The organism is Kribbella sp. NPDC005582 (assembly GCF_040605415.1).
GTDB lineage: Bacteria > Actinomycetota > Actinomycetes > Propionibacteriales > Kribbellaceae > Kribbella.
Map to the genome: position 1 here is coordinate 266,527 of NZ_JBEXCU010000003.1, position 16,835 is coordinate 283,361.

At 70.1% G+C, this 16,835-nt stretch carries 12 protein-coding genes; 4 read left to right on the forward strand and 8 right to left on the reverse strand.

Annotated elements, in window-relative coordinates; all coding sequences use genetic code 11:
• Positions 1–179: 179 nt before the first annotated feature.
• The 4 genes from ABZS29_RS19135 to ABZS29_RS19150 are packed head-to-tail and all read right to left on the reverse strand — an operon-like array spanning position 180 to position 4,143.
• Entirely contained in the window at positions 180–941 is a 762-nt protein-coding gene (locus ABZS29_RS19135; RefSeq protein ID WP_355463579.1) for an amidohydrolase family protein, read from the reverse strand.
• Positions 941–1,663 (reverse strand): hypothetical protein, encoded by a 723-nt coding sequence (locus tag ABZS29_RS19140; RefSeq protein WP_355463580.1) that lies wholly within the window; start codon positions 1,661–1,663, stop codon positions 941–943. The genes ABZS29_RS19135 and ABZS29_RS19140 overlap by 1 nt, the downstream gene beginning before the upstream one ends.
• A complete protein-coding gene (locus ABZS29_RS19145; protein ID WP_355463581.1) occupies positions 1,660–2,871 on the reverse strand; it encodes a DegT/DnrJ/EryC1/StrS family aminotransferase in 1,212 nt (403 codons plus the stop codon). The genes ABZS29_RS19140 and ABZS29_RS19145 overlap by 4 nt, the downstream gene beginning before the upstream one ends.
• Before the next feature lie 57 nt (positions 2,872–2,928).
• Complete coding sequence (locus tag ABZS29_RS19150) at positions 2,929–4,143, reverse strand: helix-turn-helix domain-containing protein (RefSeq protein WP_355463582.1); 1,215 nt, start codon at positions 4,141–4,143, stop codon at positions 2,929–2,931.
• Positions 4,144–4,269: 126 nt separating this feature from the next.
• Here ABZS29_RS19150 and ABZS29_RS19155 point away from each other — a divergent pair, with 126 nt between their 5' ends.
• Positions 4,270–4,860, forward strand: coding sequence for a TetR/AcrR family transcriptional regulator (locus ABZS29_RS19155; RefSeq protein ID WP_355463583.1), 591 nt, complete (start codon positions 4,270–4,272; stop codon positions 4,858–4,860).
• Here ABZS29_RS19155 and ABZS29_RS19160 read toward each other — a convergent pair.
• The gene (locus ABZS29_RS19160; protein WP_355463584.1) at positions 4,847–5,914 is read right to left on the reverse strand and encodes an aldo/keto reductase; all 1,068 of its coding nucleotides are present in this window, start codon (positions 5,912–5,914) and stop codon (positions 4,847–4,849) included. The two genes, ABZS29_RS19155 and ABZS29_RS19160, sit on opposite strands and share 14 nt — an antisense overlap.
• Before the next feature lie 205 nt (positions 5,915–6,119).
• Between ABZS29_RS19160 and ABZS29_RS19165 the strand changes: the two genes are divergently transcribed.
• Positions 6,120–8,069 (forward strand): GMC family oxidoreductase, encoded by a 1,950-nt coding sequence (locus tag ABZS29_RS19165; protein ID WP_355463585.1) that lies wholly within the window; start codon positions 6,120–6,122, stop codon positions 8,067–8,069.
• Here ABZS29_RS19165 and ABZS29_RS19170 read toward each other — a convergent pair.
• Complete coding sequence (locus tag ABZS29_RS19170; protein ID WP_355463586.1) at positions 8,061–8,570, reverse strand: VOC family protein; 510 nt, start codon at positions 8,568–8,570, stop codon at positions 8,061–8,063. The genes ABZS29_RS19165 and ABZS29_RS19170 overlap by 9 nt on opposite strands.
• 32 nt (positions 8,571–8,602) lie before the next feature.
• Positions 8,603–9,322 carry a LysR substrate-binding domain-containing protein gene (locus ABZS29_RS19175; protein WP_355463587.1) on the reverse strand — a complete coding sequence of 240 codons (720 nt, stop codon included), beginning with the start codon at positions 9,320–9,322 and terminating at the stop codon, positions 8,603–8,605.
• A gap of 39 nt (positions 9,323–9,361) precedes the next feature.
• Here ABZS29_RS19175 and ABZS29_RS19180 point away from each other — a divergent pair, with 39 nt between their 5' ends.
• Positions 9,362–9,742 (forward strand): DUF5997 family protein, encoded by a 381-nt coding sequence (locus tag ABZS29_RS19180; RefSeq protein ID WP_355463588.1) that lies wholly within the window; start codon positions 9,362–9,364, stop codon positions 9,740–9,742.
• A 7-nt stretch (positions 9,743–9,749) separates the two neighbouring features.
• Here the strand turns inward: ABZS29_RS19180 and ABZS29_RS19185 are convergent, their stop codons facing one another.
• Positions 9,750–11,117, reverse strand: coding sequence for an FAD-binding oxidoreductase (locus ABZS29_RS19185; protein WP_355463589.1), 1,368 nt, complete (start codon positions 11,115–11,117; stop codon positions 9,750–9,752).
• 190 nt (positions 11,118–11,307) lie between these two features.
• On the opposite strand from ABZS29_RS19185, the gene ABZS29_RS19190 reads away from it, so the two are divergent.
• Positions 11,308–16,827 (forward strand): carboxyl transferase domain-containing protein, encoded by a 5,520-nt coding sequence (locus tag ABZS29_RS19190; RefSeq protein WP_355463590.1) that lies wholly within the window; start codon positions 11,308–11,310, stop codon positions 16,825–16,827.
• The last annotated feature ends 8 nt before the right edge of the window (positions 16,828–16,835 follow it).

Here is a 16,835-nt window from a genome sequence, read left to right on the forward strand (position 1 = left end):
CGGGAATTTGGTGGGTGGACCCAGCAGATCGGGGCGGGGGCGGTCTTCGGTCGCCGTCGGCATTTGGTGGGTGGACCCATGCGGTGGTGGGTTTACCCATCGCATGCGGTGGGGGGACCCACAAGCTGATGGGTGGACCCACCAAATGGGGGGGGAGCGGGTGGTACGGCGGGCTGGGGTCAGAGGGCGAAGAGGGACTGGGCGTTTTGCCAGCGGATGGCGTCGGCCTCGGCCGGCGTGAGGTCGGCGGCGGTGAGGGCGCCTAGGGCTACCGAGGGGTCGATGAGGGTGGCGTCGGTGCCGAACATCAGGCGGTCCGGGCCGATGCGGTCGAGGATCCAGCGGATGCGGCCGGCGTCGGGGGCTGACCAGCAGGGTTCGAACCAGAGGTTGTTGGCGCGGCGGGCGGCTTCGGGGACCTGACGCCAGGCGGCGGCGCCCATGTGACCGGCGATCAGGCGTGAGCCGGGGACGCGGGCGGCCAGGTCGGCGAGGTCGAGGACGGTGTCGCCCCAGGTGTGGACGAGCGTGGGCAGGCCGAACTCGGTGGTGAGCTCGATGGCGGCCTGCATCGCGGGGGTGGTGATCGGGGTGCGGCTGTACTCGGTGTGGATCTTGGCGCCCACCCAACGGCCGTTGCCCGCCGCCGTCGTCCTGGCGGTGTCACCGTCGTTGCCCGCGACGAGTTCCTGGAGATCGGCGCGGGCCTCGTCGAGCCGGCGGGGGTCGACGACGAGCATGCCACGGAGGCGGTCGTCGGCCGGCAGTTGTCCGGCGAGCGCGCGGTTGCCGGCGGGAGCGTCGTACACGATGCCCTCGATCGAGGAGACCAGTTGCAGGTCGATGCCGAAGCGGTCCATCAGTTCGAGGTTGACCTCGATCGGGCCGACCTCCATCGAGAAGAACCACGGGCCCCAGTGGGCGTGGACGTCGATCAGCATCACGGCTCCAGCAGGGTGGTCAGGGACAGACTGCCCGCCTGGGCGATCTCGGCCGGCGTCAACTTCGAGCTGAGCAGGCGACCGAGCACCGAGTGGGTCTCGTGGAACGGCGTCCTGGTGCCGAACACGAGACGCTCGGCGCCGACCTCGGCGGCGACGATCTCCAGCGAGTCCGGACCGGTCAGCATCCGCGTCGACGTGTGGAAGCCGGGCTCGGCGCGAGCCAGCAGCACGAAGTCGCCGAGGTAGTAGAAGTGCGTGTCGAGGAACACCACCCGCGCCCCGAGATCCCGCAGCGCCGGGCCGACGATCCGGACATCGCCCTCGACGAACAACGGCAGCCCGGCCGCGACAACCAGCCGCGCCACATGCCCGAACGACGGGTACGACGGATCCACCGCCTGCGCGGCCGGCGCCAACCGGATCCCGGCCGGCCGCTCGGGACCGCTCAGCAGCCGGTCGAGTTCACGCTCGGCGCCGAGCGGGTCGCGCAGGTCGAGCACCGGGCAAGCGGTCCAACCGTTGCCCTGCGCAACTTCTCGCGCCTCGTCGTTCCCCGACGGTACGTCGAAGTGCACGGCCCGCAGCGAGGCCACCACCCCACCGGAGATCCCGGTCCCGGCGAACACCTCCCGCACCCGCTCGGCCCGGCTCCAGCGCCCGGTCGTCACGTCGTGCCCGACCAGAATGTCGCAGTCAAGCAGTACGGGGGCGGCGGTCATGTCGTCTCCAGGGCGCGGTGGACCTTGCGGACGGCCGTGACGATATCGTCCACGTCGGCGCCGGTGTAGTTCTCGTTCCAGGGCAGCACCAGCAGTCGTTCGTTGATCAGGGTCTCGGCGTTCGGGCACAAGCCGGGTGGATATTCCACGTCCTGCAGTGGGAAGCCGGAGCCGCCGTACGTGATCTTCGAGCGGAGCGCGGGAGCGGCGTACAGGGGTGCGGTGAGGTAGCCGGGCGTGCACGGGACGCCTTCGGCGGTGAGGGCGGCGGCCCAGGGATGAATGCCGCCGTCGAGGATCAACGGGTACTGCCAGTAGACATGATCGTCGTCGTCCGGCGGTGTGCTGAGGCCGAGCAGGTCGCCGATCCCGGCGGTCAACTTGGCCGCGCCGGTACGGCGATCGGCGACGACAGCAGCGAGTCGCGTCAACTGGACCCGTGTGACGGCCGCGGTCAGCTCGGTCATCCGGTAGTTCAACGCGAGGAACAGATAAGTCCGCTCGTCGGTGTCGCGCGGCCAGCCTTTGTCGGTGAACAGCCGCATCCGACGGGCCAGCGCTGCATCATCGGTCACCACCAGACCGCCGTCACCCGCGCTGATGTGCTTGCTCTGCTGGAGGCTGAAGCAGCCGATATCGCCGATCCGCCCGGCGTACACCTCGCCGACCGGCGCCAGATACGCCTGCGCGCAGTCCTCGATCAAGAGCAGGCCATGCTTGTCGCACAACGCTCGCAATGCGCGGATCGGTGCCGGCTTGCCGAACAGATGAACGGCCAGCACCGCCTTGGTCCGCGGCGTGATCGCAGCCTCGACGGCGGCCGGATCGAGGTTGCCGGTCGCCAGATCCACATCCGCGAACACCGGTACGGCGTTCTGCATCAGAATCGGGAACACCGTGCCCATGTCGCTGATCGGCGTGGTGATGATCTCGTCACCCGGTTCCGGGTCGACCGCGGCCACGGCCAGGTGGAGGGCCGCCGTACCGGAGCTGCAGGCAACGGCGTGACCGGCGCCGAGCAGCGCAGCGAACTCCTGCTCGAGCGCACGCACCTCGGAACCCCAGGTGGCGGACAGCATGCCGCTGCGCAGCACGCGCTCGGCGGCTGCGACCTCCTCGTCGCCGTAGCGCCGGCCGGAGGCGTTGAAGACCGAAGGCAGGGGAGTGGAGCGGACCGGGGCTCCACCGTTCACGGCAAGCTCGGACACAAGGCCTCCCCGCTGGTAATTACGGTCATGGCTGTAATTACCGCCGACCCTACTGGATCAGAGGTGGACGCGGTAGACGACCAGTGGCCGGCCGCTGCCGGTTCCGATCTGAGTGCCGGTCGCGTCGGCCAGACCGGCGCGCTCCAGGCGGTTCAGCACGCGGCGGGCTGTGCGCGGCTGGATGCCTAGATGGTCGGCCACTGATCGCGTGGTCACGCCGTCCTCCGGCTCCGCGTGCACGAGCTCCTGGAGCCGCTCCAGGGTTGCCTTCGACAACCCTGCGCGCTGCGCGAGCAGCTGAAGCTTCGAACGCTGCTGTGCGCGTGGCGTCGCGCCGCCGACCAGGATCAAGTCGATGTCGTTGCGCAGCGAGACGACGGCTGCTGTCCGCCCCGCGGTCTTGGCGCGGCCGAGTGCCCGCCGGGCCAGCGCCTCGGTCTCGGTGCCGGAGCCGCCGATGCCGAACCCGATCCGCACCGGGCCGAACTGTTCCTTCAACCTAGTCAGCATCCCGAGCTCGGTGAACGAGGCGGTCGCCTGCTCGAGCGGGCCGCGGGTGGCGATGACGAGATACCGCTTGTCGTCGTACGGGATGACGCTGCCGCCGAGCGAGCCGGCCTCACGCCGGAGAGCGCTCTCGCCGGCGGCGGCGATCTCGACCAGACCGAGCGCGATCTGGGCGTCGTCGCTGCGCAGGGCGTCGTGGACGAGCAGCAGGCCGTTGAGCGCACTGCGCACCGAGTGAATCGAGGGCGCGAGCCGGATGGTCGGCCGCTCGGCCCGAAGCTTGTCGTACGCCGACCGCAGGCACGTGATCGCGACCGTCGCCCCAGCCGCCCGGTGGAACTCCAGTACGTCGTCCGAGCTCAGTCCGGGCCGGTACGGCAACACCTTGACGTGACGAGTCGGCAGCCCCGCCTCAGCCAGCGTCTCGTGCACCTGCGCCTCGTCGAGGACGTCGATGCTCATCGACTTGATGTCCTGACCGTCGCCGAGCAGCTCCACCAGCGCACGCAGCAACGTGGCGCCGGTGTACTCGACGTGGGTCGCCGGGCGGTCGAGCAGGTCGTTGGCCGCGGCGATCTGGTACGGAACCACGCCCGTGAACAGCCAGGCGTCCACGCTCGGCGGGGCCTCGGCCATCACCTTCGGCGTGTCGGTCTCCCGGCGGTACTTGAGCGGCACCACCTCGATCCCGCGCTGCGCCCCGATGATCTTGCACGTGGAGGTGACGAGGTCCGATGGCCCGACCACGCCGATCGTCGTCACCATCGCCGGTCACCCGCCGGTACCGGCTCAGTCTTCACCGGCTCAGTCTCACCAGATCACCCTGTCCTCGCAACAACCCGCGCCGTACGCCGCTCCGGATGGTTCTGGACCGGCGGGTACAGTCGAAGCGTGCTGACGGCGAAGGGACTGGCGACGCGAGAGCGGATCGTGGACGCGGCGGCCGTGGAGATCCGCGAGCGGGGGATCAGCGCGGTGACGCTGGACGGCATCGGGCAGCGGAGCCGGACGGGCAAGAGTCAGCTGTTCCACTATTTCCCGGACGGCAAGGAGCAATTGCTGCTCGCGGTGGCCGAGCGTGAGGCCGAGCGGGTGCTCGAGGACCAGGAGCCACAGCTGGGTCAGTTGGCCAGCTGGGACGCCTGGCAGGACTGGCGAGACGTCTTGGTCGAGCGGTACCGACGGCAGGGCGTGCACTGCCCGCTCGGCGTACTGATCACCGAGATCGGGCGGCACACGCCCGCGGCACAGGCGGTGACGGACAAGCTGCTCACGCAGTGGCAGCAGCGGTTGCAGGCCGGGATCGAGGAGATGCAGGCCGCTGGTGAGATTCGCGCCGATGTCGACTCCACCCGGGCCGCGGGAGCGTTGATGGCTGCGATCCAAGGTGGGGTGGCGATTCTGATGTCGTCGGGCTCGGCCCAGCATCTCGAGTACGCGCTCGATCTTTGCCTGGACTATCTGCGCGTCAAGACCAGTTGAGGACCGGTGGCTGGTAGCCGGCCGGCTTGTCGCCGACCTTCGCGCCTGGGTTGACCAGCCAGGCCTGGTATTCCGGGGTGAACATTCGGTAGACCGACTCAGCCGGTACGGCGCTCGCCGCGTCGAGCTCGGCGCGGAGCGCAGGCGGGATCTCGAAGTCGAGCGCGGCCATGGTCGAGGTGAGCTGTTCGGGGGAGCTCGCGCCGACGATCGCCGAGGCGACAGCCGGCTGGGTTGCGACCCAGTTGACCGCTACCTGCGCCATGGTCACGCCGAGCTCGTCGGCCACTGCGTTCAGGGTCTTGAGCAGGTCCCAGTGCCGGTCGCTCCAGGTCGGTGTGCTCGCTGCGTTGAGGCGACCTTCGCCGGAGCCGCCGTCGCGCCGGTACTTGCCGGTCAGGAAGCCACCGGCGAGCGGGCTCCACGCGGTGATGCCGAGCCCGAGGGTCTGCGCCATGGCGACGTGTTCGGTCTCGATGGTGCGCTCGGCCAGGGGGTACGGGAGTTGCAGGCTCACCATCGGTACGGCGTCGTTCTGCGCGCGAGCGGCGTACCAGGCCGGTACGTCGGACAGACCGGCGTACCGGATCTTGCCGGCGCGGGTGAGGTCGTCGAACGTGCGGAGGACCTCGTCGATCGGCGTGATGCGGTCCCAGGTGTGCAGGAGGAACAGGTCGAGGTAGTCGGTCTGCAGACGGCGGAGCGATTCCTCGACGGCGCGGATCATGTGCTTGCGGCCGTTGCCGCCGGCGTTCGGGTTGCCGTCCTCGACGCTGTTGGTGAACTTGCTGGTGAGCACGATCTTGTCCCGGAGAGCGCTCTCGGTGATCAGCTTGCCGAGGATCTCCTCGCTCTCACCGGCGGTGTAGAAGTCGGCGGTGTCGACGAAGTTGCCGCCGGCATCGACATAGGTGTGGAAGATCGCGCCGGCCTGGTCGGGGGTGCGGCCGTAGGAGGCATGGAAACCGCCGGTGCCGAAGTTCATCGTGCCGAGCGCGAGCCGGCTGACGCGGAGGCCGGAGCGGCCGAGCAGGTAATAGTTGTCGAGTGCCATGGCTCCAGCGTTCCGCGGGAAAAATGGACCGGCAAGTACAAACTGTGGAGGGCTGGACGTGCTGACCGAAACGCAGCGGCAGGTGCTCGAACAGCTGGCGGAGCTCGCGGTGCCCGCCGACGACTATCCCTCCGCCGCGGAAGCCGGAGCGGTCGCGTTCATCTAGCGAGTGCTGGCGACGGATAGGCCGGACTGGAAGCCGCGGGTGGAGCGAGCGCTCGAGGTCGCGGGGGCGGTACTGCGGGGGAGCGCAACGCCGGAGGACGCGGCCGAGCCTTCGCGCGGGGTCGTGGCGGGAGAGTCGGTGGTCGAGGCGGTGCTCGCGGACGTGGACGGGGCGTGGCTGATCCACCTGATCGCCCAGGGGTACTACGCGGGGGACGGCGCTCGGAGGTGGGGTGTGGGCGGGGCTGTGCCAGCGGCTTGGGCGATGGTGGGGTGGCGAGCGGATGTGGCTGGGGGTTGGGAGTCGGTTTCGACCGAGCTGACTGTGACGCCTCGGAGTGCGTTGGCGGCGCGGTATGACGTGGTGGTGATTGGGTCGGGGGCGGGTGGGGGAGCAGCGGCGCAGGTGGTGGCCGAGGGTGGGCGGAGTGTGCTGGTCGTCGAGGCTGGCGGGTATCCGTCGACGGAGTCGCTGGCGCGGGACCATTTGCGGAATCCGCGGTCGGTGGCGGGGTTGCCGGCGGGGACCGATCCGGATCCGCAGGGGCGGCCGCGGGTGGCGGTGGTAGATGGCGTGACGTCGTACCCGCTGCCGCCGGACGGGGCGTGGGGCAACAATGCGTTCACGGTGGGCGGTGGCACGCGGGTGTTTGGGGCGCAGGCGTGGCGGTTCGTGCCGCACGACTTCCGGATGGCCAGCATGTACGGCGTACCAGAGGGAAGCGGGCTCGCGGACTGGCCCATCTCGTACGACGACCTGGCGCCCTACTACCGCTTGGCCGAGCAGCGGTTCGGGGTCAGCGGCGGTGGGACAGACCCGTGGCACGAGCCTCGCGAGCTCCCGATGCCGCCGTTGCCGCGGACCGGTCCGGCGCACCGCCTCGCGGCTGCTGCGGAGACGCTTGGCTGGGGCACGCTCGACGTACCGCTGCTGATCAACTCGGTCGCCTACCAAGGCCGCGCTGCGTGCGTCCGCTGCGGCCAGTGCGTCGGCTTCGCCTGTCCGGTCGAGGCGAAGTCCGGCACCCACAACACCGCGCTACCGGCAGCGCTCGCGACCGGCCGCTGCACGCTGACAACCGACACCACCGCCGAGCGGCTCGTGGTCAACAGCGCCGGCCGGGTCACCGGAGTCGCTCTCGCAGCGATCGACGGCGACCACATCTGGCGCCGCACGATCGAGTGCGACGAGGTCATCCTCGCCGCCGGCGCCTCGGAGACCCCGCGGCTGCTGCTCAACAGCGCCCATCCCGCCGAGCCGAACGGCATCGGCAACAACCAGGACCAGGTCGGCCGCTACCTCCAAGCCCACGTATACGCCGGTGCGGTCGGACTGTTCGACGACGAACTGGCCGACCTGATCGGGCCCGGCGTCTCGATCGCGACCTGCGACTTCCGGCACGGTAACGACGGCATCATCGGCGGCGGCATGCTGGCCAACGAGTTCGTGCCCACCCCCGCCGCGACGTACGACTATCTGACCGGAGCCGGCCTGATCCCGCGCGCAGGCCTCGCCGGGAAGCAGGCGATGCGCCGCGAAGCCCGCCGGATGCTGCGGGTCGTCGGCCCGATCCAGGAGGTGACGTCGCCCGATTCACGCATCCAGGTCGACCCACAAGTGAAGGACCGCTTCGGCAACCCGGTCGCGAAGATCAGCGGCTCGATCCACCCCGAAGACGTCCGGGCCCAAGCGTTCCTGAGCGCGAAGGCCGACGAGTGGCTCAAGGCCGCAGGCGCAATTCGGACGGCGATCGCAGGCATCGGTACGACGAACCGCGCGAGCACCGGCCAGCATCAAGCAGGTACCTGCCGGATGGGCGACGACCCGGCGCGATCGGTCACCGACCCGTACGGCCGCGTCTGGGGTCACGACAACGTCCGGATCGCCGACGCCTCCGTCCATGTGACGAACGGAGGCGTGAACCCGGTCCTGACGGTGCTCGCCGGATCGCTGCGGATCACCGAGCACCTGGTCAGCGGATCAGCGTGAGATCCCGACCCCGCTGCGGGCGTCCTCGCCGTACTTCGCCAGCTCCGCGTCGAGGTCGAGGCGCCTGGTGCCCGCTTTCTCACGGTCCGCGTCGGTGAGGAGATCGGCAGGAATGATCCAGACGATCTCGAACTCGAGGCCGTCGGGGTCCTTGCCGTACAAGGACTTGGTGGTGCCGTGGTCGGTCTGGCCGACCAGTGCGCCGGCTTCCTGCAGCTTGCCTGACAGCTCGGCCAGGTCGCCGAGAGTGTCGACCTCCCAGGCCAGGTGGTACAGGCCCACCGTGCTCCGGCCGGCGCCGGACGGTCCGGCCCCGGCTCCGATCTGGAACAGGCCGAGGTCGTGGTCGTTGGTCGAACCGGGTGCGCGCAGGAACGCTCCGCCTGGGAACGAGTCACCGATCTCGGTGTAGCCGAAGCCGAGAACGTCGCGGTAGAACGCGACGCTCGTGGCCACGTCGCGCACGTACAGGACCGCATGGTTGAGCCGGAAGATCGCCATCCTCCGACTATAGTTGAAGGCTCAACTGAAATCTAGCGGCGCCGGTACTTGCGTTTGGGGGTCGGGCCCTTCGGCGCGGCGCCCTTCTTCTTCTGCGGCCGGTTCTGCTGCTTCGCAGGCTCGGCCTTCTTCTTCGGCTCGGGTTCCGGGCGGCTGCCGCGGGTGCTGTTCGCGGTCCGGCCGCGGACGATGCCGACGAACTCCTCCACCAGCCCGGACTCCGCGCCCTCGGGCCAGGCCAGCGCGACCTGCGAAGCCGGTGCCTCGAGCAACGGCCGGAACGTCAGATCCTTGCGGTGGTGCAGCCGTGCGAGCGACATCGGCACGATGAGCAATCCGGTGCCCATGGCAACCAACTCGATCGCGGCGGCGGTGGTCGCGGGACGCTCGTCGATCACCCGCCCCGGCAACGGCTGTTCCCAGGTCAGTACGTCGTCCTGCGGGTGCAGCATCAGCTCGTCGGCGAGGTCCTCGAGGGCGACCTCCTCGACCGCCGTGACCACGTGATCCTTCGGGACCACCACGACCGTCTGCTCGACGTACAGGGGGATGGCGTGCAGGCCGGTCCGGTCGATCGGCAGCCGGACCAGGGCCGCGTCCGCGGTGCCGTCGTGGATCAGCCCGACCGCGTCGGCCGCTCCGACCTGGATCAGCTCGATCGGTGTCCGGGGCAACCTCTCGGCCCAGATCCGCGCCCACTTGGCCGGTGTCACGCCCGGTACGTACCCGAGGCGGAAGGAGGAGTCGGTCACCCGGTCAGGCTACCGGTCACGCCGGGATACCCTGACCCAATGACCGCACGTAAGACCTCTCAGGACATGAAGCCCGCGACGGCGGCGAAGAAGCTGGACATCTACCTTCCGGCGACTCCGGCCGAGTTCCAGGAAGGGTTCATCTCCCGGGAGGAACTGACGGAGCTGCAGAACAACCCGCCGGAGTGGCTGCAGGAGCTCCGCAAGAACGGCCCGCACCCGCGCTCGGTGGTGGCGGCGCGCCTCGGCGTGTCGATCAGCGGGCTGGCCCGGGCCGGCGTCTCCGACGCCCTGACCACGGACGACATCGACGCGATCCGGGCGGAGAACCCGGACTGGCTCGAGCACGAGCGTGCCATTCAGGCGGACGTCCGGGCCGAGGCCGCCCGCCTGAAGGACGAGAAGAAGCCGCGAAACTAGCCCAGGACTAACGCGGCCCGTACGGGAAGCGCCGGTCCGGGTCGTACGTGGCCCGGACCTCGCCGAGCCGGGTGAGCGTCTCGGCCGGCCAGCACGCCTCGTAGGACCCCGGCAGCGCGAACCCGTCGGCCAGGTTGACCGCGTTCTCGGCCGAGGTCCACTTCTGGACACCGCCCAGCACTCGCTCCGCGACAGCGGGCAGCACGGCCTCGTGCAGACTCGGGTCCGGCGCTCCGACCATGAACAGCGAGTAGGCGCCGCCGCGTCCACCGACCGCACTGCCTTCCGGTACGTCGCGGCTCGCGGCGCCACCGAGGTGCCGCACCTCGACCGCCACCAGCGGGACCTGCTGATCCGGGCCGACCGCACCGAGGAACGCGTCCGCGAAACCGGCGTCGAGCTCACCGAGCAGGACACCGCGGTCCCACGACAGCGTCGGCTCGGTCGGGTCGTTGTGGATCCGCGCGATCTCCGCGGCCGGCATCTCCGCGACCGCGTCGATGAGCACGGAACCGGCAGCCCGGATCGGCGCCAGCAACTCAGCGCCTTCCTCCGGCCGGCCGACGTACGCGAACCGGACGTTGAGCACGGTCTGGCCCCGGAGCGGTTCGGGGATGAACTCCAGCGGCGGCAGTCGCAGGATGACCGCCGAGGTGGTCGCGGTCTCCGGCAGTGTCGTGGTCCAGTCCACCCAGGTCCGGAACACCGACTCGATTTCCGACGTACCGAAGAAGATCGAGCCGCCGTACAGGGTGCTGAGCTCGACCAGCTCGACGTCGACCGATGTCACCACGCCGAAGCCGCCCTTGCCGCCGCGCAGCGCCCAGAACAGGTCGGGATGCTCGGTTGCGTTCGCCGTGACCAGCTCGCCTGTGCCGGTGACGAGTTCGAAGCCGCGCACCCAGTCGGAGGCGACGCCGTACGTGCGCACCAGCGGCCCGTACCCGCCGCCGAGCACCAGGCCGACGCAGCCGACCGTCCCGGAGGCGCCGGCGATCGGCGCGAGCCCATGCTCGGCCGCTGCCGCGATCACCTCGCCCCAGCGACAGCCTGCCTCGATGTGAGCAGTCTTGGTGGCCGGGTCGACGGTCAGCCCCTTGAGGCGCGATGTCGTGATGACGATGCCCTCGGTGACCGGCGCGGGCAGCCCGTGACCGGTCGCGAGCACGTGCACCGGCGTACCGGTCTCGTTGGCGACCGCGACCACCGCGGCGGCGTCGGCGGCCGAGATGATCCCGACCACGACGTCCGGCCGGTGCTGGACGTTGGTCTTGAATCCGGCCAGTTCCGCGGCGAACCCCTCGTCGCTCGCGGTCAGCACCGGACCGCTCACGGTCTGACGTAATTGATCGGCCAAGCCGGTCTTGTTCGGCATTGCGTCCCCTCTCGATCAAGCTTTCAGGCTCGACTTTGCCGCAGCGAGAGGTCAGCGGCCACGCTGAAAACCTGCCCCGACTCGACGGTAATAGCGTTGTCCTGAAAGTGTGTGCGAGCGGCCCGGCCAAAACTTGTGTTCCACAAGGGCCGGGCCGTTACACGTGCGTGGTGCGACAGGGAGGCGGTCGATGTTCAAGCGTATCGCAGTAGTGAACCGAGGCGAGGCCGCGATGCGGCTCATCAACGCGGTCCGGGAGGTCAACGCCGAGGGTGGCGAGCCGATCGAGACGGTGGCCTTGTTCACGGACGGCGAGCGTACGGCGACCTTCGTGCGCGAGGCGGATCTGACGTACCCGCTCGGGCCCGCGTCGGCGCGACCGTACCTGGACCTGGCCGTACTGGAGCGCGCGCTGCGCGAGAGCGGTGCGGACGCCGCCTGGGTGGGCTGGGGTTTCGTCGCCGAGGACCCGGCGTTCGCCGAGCTGTGCGAGCGGATCGGGGTCACCTTCATCGGCCCGTCGCCCGAGGCGATGCGCAAACTCGGCGACAAGATCGGCTCCAAGCTGATCGCCGAGGAGGTCGGCGTACCGGTCGCTCCGTGGAGCCGGGGACCGGTCGAGTCGCTCGACGCGGCCCTGGCCGCCGCCGAGACGATCGGCTACCCATTGATGCTCAAGGCAACGGCCGGTGGCGGTGGCCGCGGCATCCGCGTGGTCCGCTCGGCCGAGGAACTGTCCGACGCCTACGCGCGGACGAGTGAGGAGGCGGCCCGCGCCTTCGGCAGCGGCATCGTCTTCCTGGAGCGCCTCGTCACCGGCGCCCGGCACGTCGAGGTGCAGGTCATTGCCGACGGCCAGGGCACCGCATGGGCGCTCGGCGTCCGCGACTGCTCGGTCCAGCGCCGCAACCAGAAGGTGATCGAGGAGTCCGCCTCGCCGCTGCTCTCGGCCGGTCAGGTCGAGGACCTCAAGGCGTCGGCCGAGCGGCTGGCCCTCGCGGTCGGTTATCGCGGCGCGGCCACGGTCGAGTTCCTGTACCACCCGGGGGAGAAGACCTTCGCGTTCCTCGAGGTCAACACGCGGCTTCAGGTCGAGCACCCGATCACCGAACTGACCACCGGGTTCGACCTGGTCAAGGCTCAGTTGCACGTCGCGAACGGCGGCCGGCTCGACGGTCTGAAGCCGGCCGAGCTCGGGCATGCGGTCGAGGCCCGGCTGAACGCCGAGGACCCGGACCGCGACTTCGCGCCGTCCCCGGGCCGGATCGCCGTTCTGGATCTGCCCGCCGGCCCCGGCATCCGGGTCGACACCGGTGTCAGCGCCGGAGACACGATCCCGGCCGACTTCGACTCGATGATCGCCAAGATCATCGGCTACGGCCGGACCCGCGAAGAGGCCCTGGCCCGGTTGCGCCGCGCGGTCACCGCGACCACCGTGCTGATCGAGGGCGGCGCGACCAACAAGAGCTTCATCCTCGAACTGCTCGACCAGCCCGAGGTGATCGATGGCAGCGCCGACACCGGCTGGATCGACCGCGTCCGCGGTGAGGGCCGTCTGGTCTCGCACCGCCACTCCGGCATCGCGCTGGTCGCGGCCGGGATCGAGGGCTACCAGGACGCCGAGAAGGTCGAGCGGAGCCGCTTGCTGGAGACGGCCCACGGCGGCCGTCCGCAGGTGCAGCACGAGGTTGGTCGCGCGATCGACTTGAAGCTGCGGGGGGCGACGTACCGGGTGACGGTGGCGCGGATCGGGCGGACCCGGTTCCGCGTCGGCGTCGGCTCCGGGACCGACGCCTTCAAGGTGGTGGACGCCGATCTGGAGCGTCTGGACGGTCACAGCGGCCGGCTGACGGTTGGCGGGCAGCGGTTCCGGCTCGTCACCGCGACCCACGGCCCGGTGCACCTGATCGAGGTCGACGGTGTGACGCACCGCGTCAGCCGGGACGAGGGCGGCGTACTGCGCTCGCCCGCGCCGGCGCTCGTGGTCGCGACGCCGGTGCAGGCCGGTGCCGAGGTCGAGGCCGGTGCGCCGGTTCTGGTGCTGGAGAGCATGAAGATGGAGACGGTGCTCTACGCGCCGTTCAAGGCCACCGTGAAGGAGCTGCAGGTCTCGACCGGTAGCCAGGTGGAGACCGGTGCGCCGCTGTTGCGGCTGGAGCCGATCGCGGACGAGGCCGATGGTGCGGCCGCTGCTCCGGAGCAGAACGCCGTACGGCTTGAGCTGCCGAACGGTGCTCGTGAGCTGACACCCGCGGAGCGGGTCGAGCGTGGTCGGGACGACCTGCGCAGCATGCTGCTCGGGTTTGACATCGACCCGCGTGATGAAGGCGGCATGCTGGCCGGCTACCTGCTGGCCCGGACGCAGTTGCCGCAGCCGCCGGTGGCGGACGAGATCGATCTGATGCAGGTGTTCGCGGACTTCGCCGAGCTGAGCCGCAACCGGCCGGCCGGTGAGGAGATCAGCACCGAGAACCGGGTGCACAGCCCGCGCGAGCACTTCCACACGTACCTGCAGAGCCTCGACCCCGAGCGCGGCGGTCTGCCGGCCGAGTTCCAGTCCCGGCTGGCTCGGGTGCTGGCGCACTACGGCGTGAAGGAGCTGGAGCGCAGTACTGAGGTCGAGGAGGCCGTGTTCCGGATCTTCCTCGCTCAGCAGCGGTCCACTCCCGACATCCTGCTGGTCACGTCGGTGCTGGAGCGTTGGATCGACGAGCCGCGGCCGGAGGCCCCGCTGGACGAGGCCGTGCACGAGCTGCTGGACCGGTTGGTGCTGGCCACGCAGCTGCGCTTCCCGATCATCGGTGACCTGGCTCGCAGCGTCCGGTTCCGCTGGTTCGACCAGCCGCTGGTCGACGAGGCTCGCGCTTCGGTGATCGCGGGTGTGGCTGACGAGGTCGCCGACCTCGCTGCGCACCCGGAGGCGCCCGACCGCAAGGAGCGGCTCGACCGGCTGGCCGCGATCCCGGAGCCGATCGTCCGGTTCCTGGCGCAGCGGCTGGAGGGCGGCTGGGGTGAGCGTGAGCCGATGCTCGAGGTGCTCATCCGTCGTCACTACCGCGAGTACGAGCTGCACGACGTCAACGAGGTCACCGTCGACGGCCGGCCGTTCGCGACCGCCGACTACACGATCGACGACCGCCCCACCCACCTCGTCACCACAGTCGGTACGACGGCCGAGCTGGCCGACCCGAACAGCGGACTCTCGCAGGCGCTGACCGCGCGACTCGACGCCGGTCCGGCCGGGCACGAGGCGGTGGTCGAGCTCTACCTGTTCGGCTCCGACATGCCCGAGGGGCAGCAGGACGCCTCCGACCTGTACCGCCAGATGGTGGCCGACCTGCCGATCGCCCAGCGCGCTCGCCGGATCTCGGTCGCGGTCGCGCCTGGTGGCGACAGCCCGGTGTCGTACTTCACCTACCGTCCGGCCGACGGCTCGGTGGTCGAGGACGACAACGTCCGCGGCGTGCACCCGATGGTCGGCCGCCGGCTGAACCTGTGGCGCCTGCGCGATTTCCGGATCACGCGGCTGGAGAGCCCGGACGACGTACTGCTGTACTACTGCGTCGCCCGCGACAACGCAGCCGACCAGCGGCTCGTCGCGCTCGCCCAGATCCGCCAGTTCGCCGTGGTCCGCGACGAGGACGGCAACGTCACGTCGCTGCCGCACGCCGAGCGCGCGATCGCGAACTGCCTCGAGGCGGTCCGCCGGGCCCGGACCGCGCGCGGTGCGGCCGGAGCCAAGCTGGACATGAACCACGTCTGGATCCACATCTGGCCGACCGTCGACGCACAGCTCGACGAGGTCACCACGCTGAAGAGCAAGATCGCCCCGATGACGGCCGGCGCCGGTATCGAGGAGGTCCTGATCCAGGGCCGCGTCGAGGGGCCCGACGGATCGGCGTACCCGGTCGCTGCCCGGTTCTACGCCCAGCCGGGCGCGGGTGTGGTCACCTCGATCGAGGAGCCGCCGACGACCAAGCTGATGCCGCTCGACGACTATGCGCAGAAGGTTCAGCGCTCGCGGCGCCGCAACACGATCTACCCGTACGAGGTCAGTGGGATCGTCACCGGTCCGGGCGGCTCGTTCGTCGAGCACGATCTGGACGACAGCGGCGCGCTGGTCCCGGTCGAGCGGCCACGCGGGCTGAACAAGGCCGGCATCATCCTCGGCGTCGTCAGTACGCCGACCGCCCGCTACCCCGAGGGGATCACCCGGGTCGCGCTCAGCGGCGACCCGACCAAGGCGCTCGGCGCGGTCGCGGAGCCGGAGTGCTCCCGGATCATCGCGGCCATCGACCTGGCCGAGCGGCTGCAGATCCCGGTCGAGTGGTACTCGCTGTCGGCCGGTGCCCGGATCTCGATGGACTCCGGCACCGAGAACATGGACTGGGTCGCCAAGGCACTGAAGCGGATCGTCGAGTTCACCCAGGCCGGCGGCGAGATCAACATCGTCGTGGCCGGGATCAACGTCGGCGCCCAGCCGTACTGGAACGCCGAAGCGACGATGCTGATGCACACCAAGGGCATCCTGGTGATGACGCCGGACAGCGCGATGGTGCTGACCGGTAAGCAGACCCTGGACTTCTCCGGCAGCGTCTCGGCCGAGGACAACTTCGGTATCGGCGGCTACGACCGGGTGATGGGCCCGAACGGCCAGGCGCAGTACTGGGCGCCGGACCTCAAGGGCGCCCGCGACGTGCTGATGTCGCACTACGACCACACGTACGTGCTGCCGGGCGAGGACCGCCCGCGCCGGGCCGAGACGACTGACCCGATCGATCGCGACGTCACGCCGTACCCGCACAGTGCGGAGGGCAGCGACTTCAAGACGGTCGGCGAGATCTTCTCCGCCGAGACGAACCCGGACCGCAAGAAGGCCTTCGACATCCGCACGTTGATGCGGGCGGTCAGCGACCAGGACCACCCGGTGCTGGAGCGCTGGGCCGGGATGGCCGACGCCGACACCGCCGTGGTGCAGGACGTGCGGCTCGGCGGCTACCCGGTCTGCCTGGTCGGCATCGAGTCCAAGTCGGTGCCGCGGCGCGGCTTCCCGCCGGCCGACGGACCCGACACCTACACGGCCGGCACGCTGTTCCCGCGGTCGTCCAAGAAGACGGCGCGGGCGATCAACGCGGCCAGCGGCAACCGGCCCCTCGTCGTACTGGCGAACCTGTCCGGGTTCGACGGCTCACCGGACTCGATGCGCAACCTGCAACTCGAGTACGGCGCCGAGATCGGCCGCGCGATCGTGAATTTCTCCGGCCCGATCGTGTTCTGCGTGGTTTCGCGGTACCACGGTGGTGCGTTCGTGGTCTTCTCCAAGCAGCTGAACCCGTCGATGACCGTGCTCGCGGTCGAGGGTTCGTTCGCCTCGGTGCTCGGTGGTGCACCGGCCGCGGCGGTTGTGTTCTCGGCGGAGGTGGACGCCCGGACGGCGGCCGACCCGCGGGTCGCGGCACTGGCCGAGAAGGTCGGTGCGGCGAGTGCGGCGGAGCGCGCTGAGCTGGCGACCGAGCTTGCTGAGGTGCGGACCGCCGTACGGGCCGAGAAGCTGACCGAGGTGGCGACCGGGTTCGACAAGGTGCACAGCATCCAGCGGGCGCGTGACGTCGGATCGGTGGACGCGGTGATCAGTGCGGCCGAGCTGCGGCCGCGACTCATCGAGGCCATCGGTCACGGGCTGTCGTCGGCTGGTACCAACCAGGTCTAAGCTGTGCG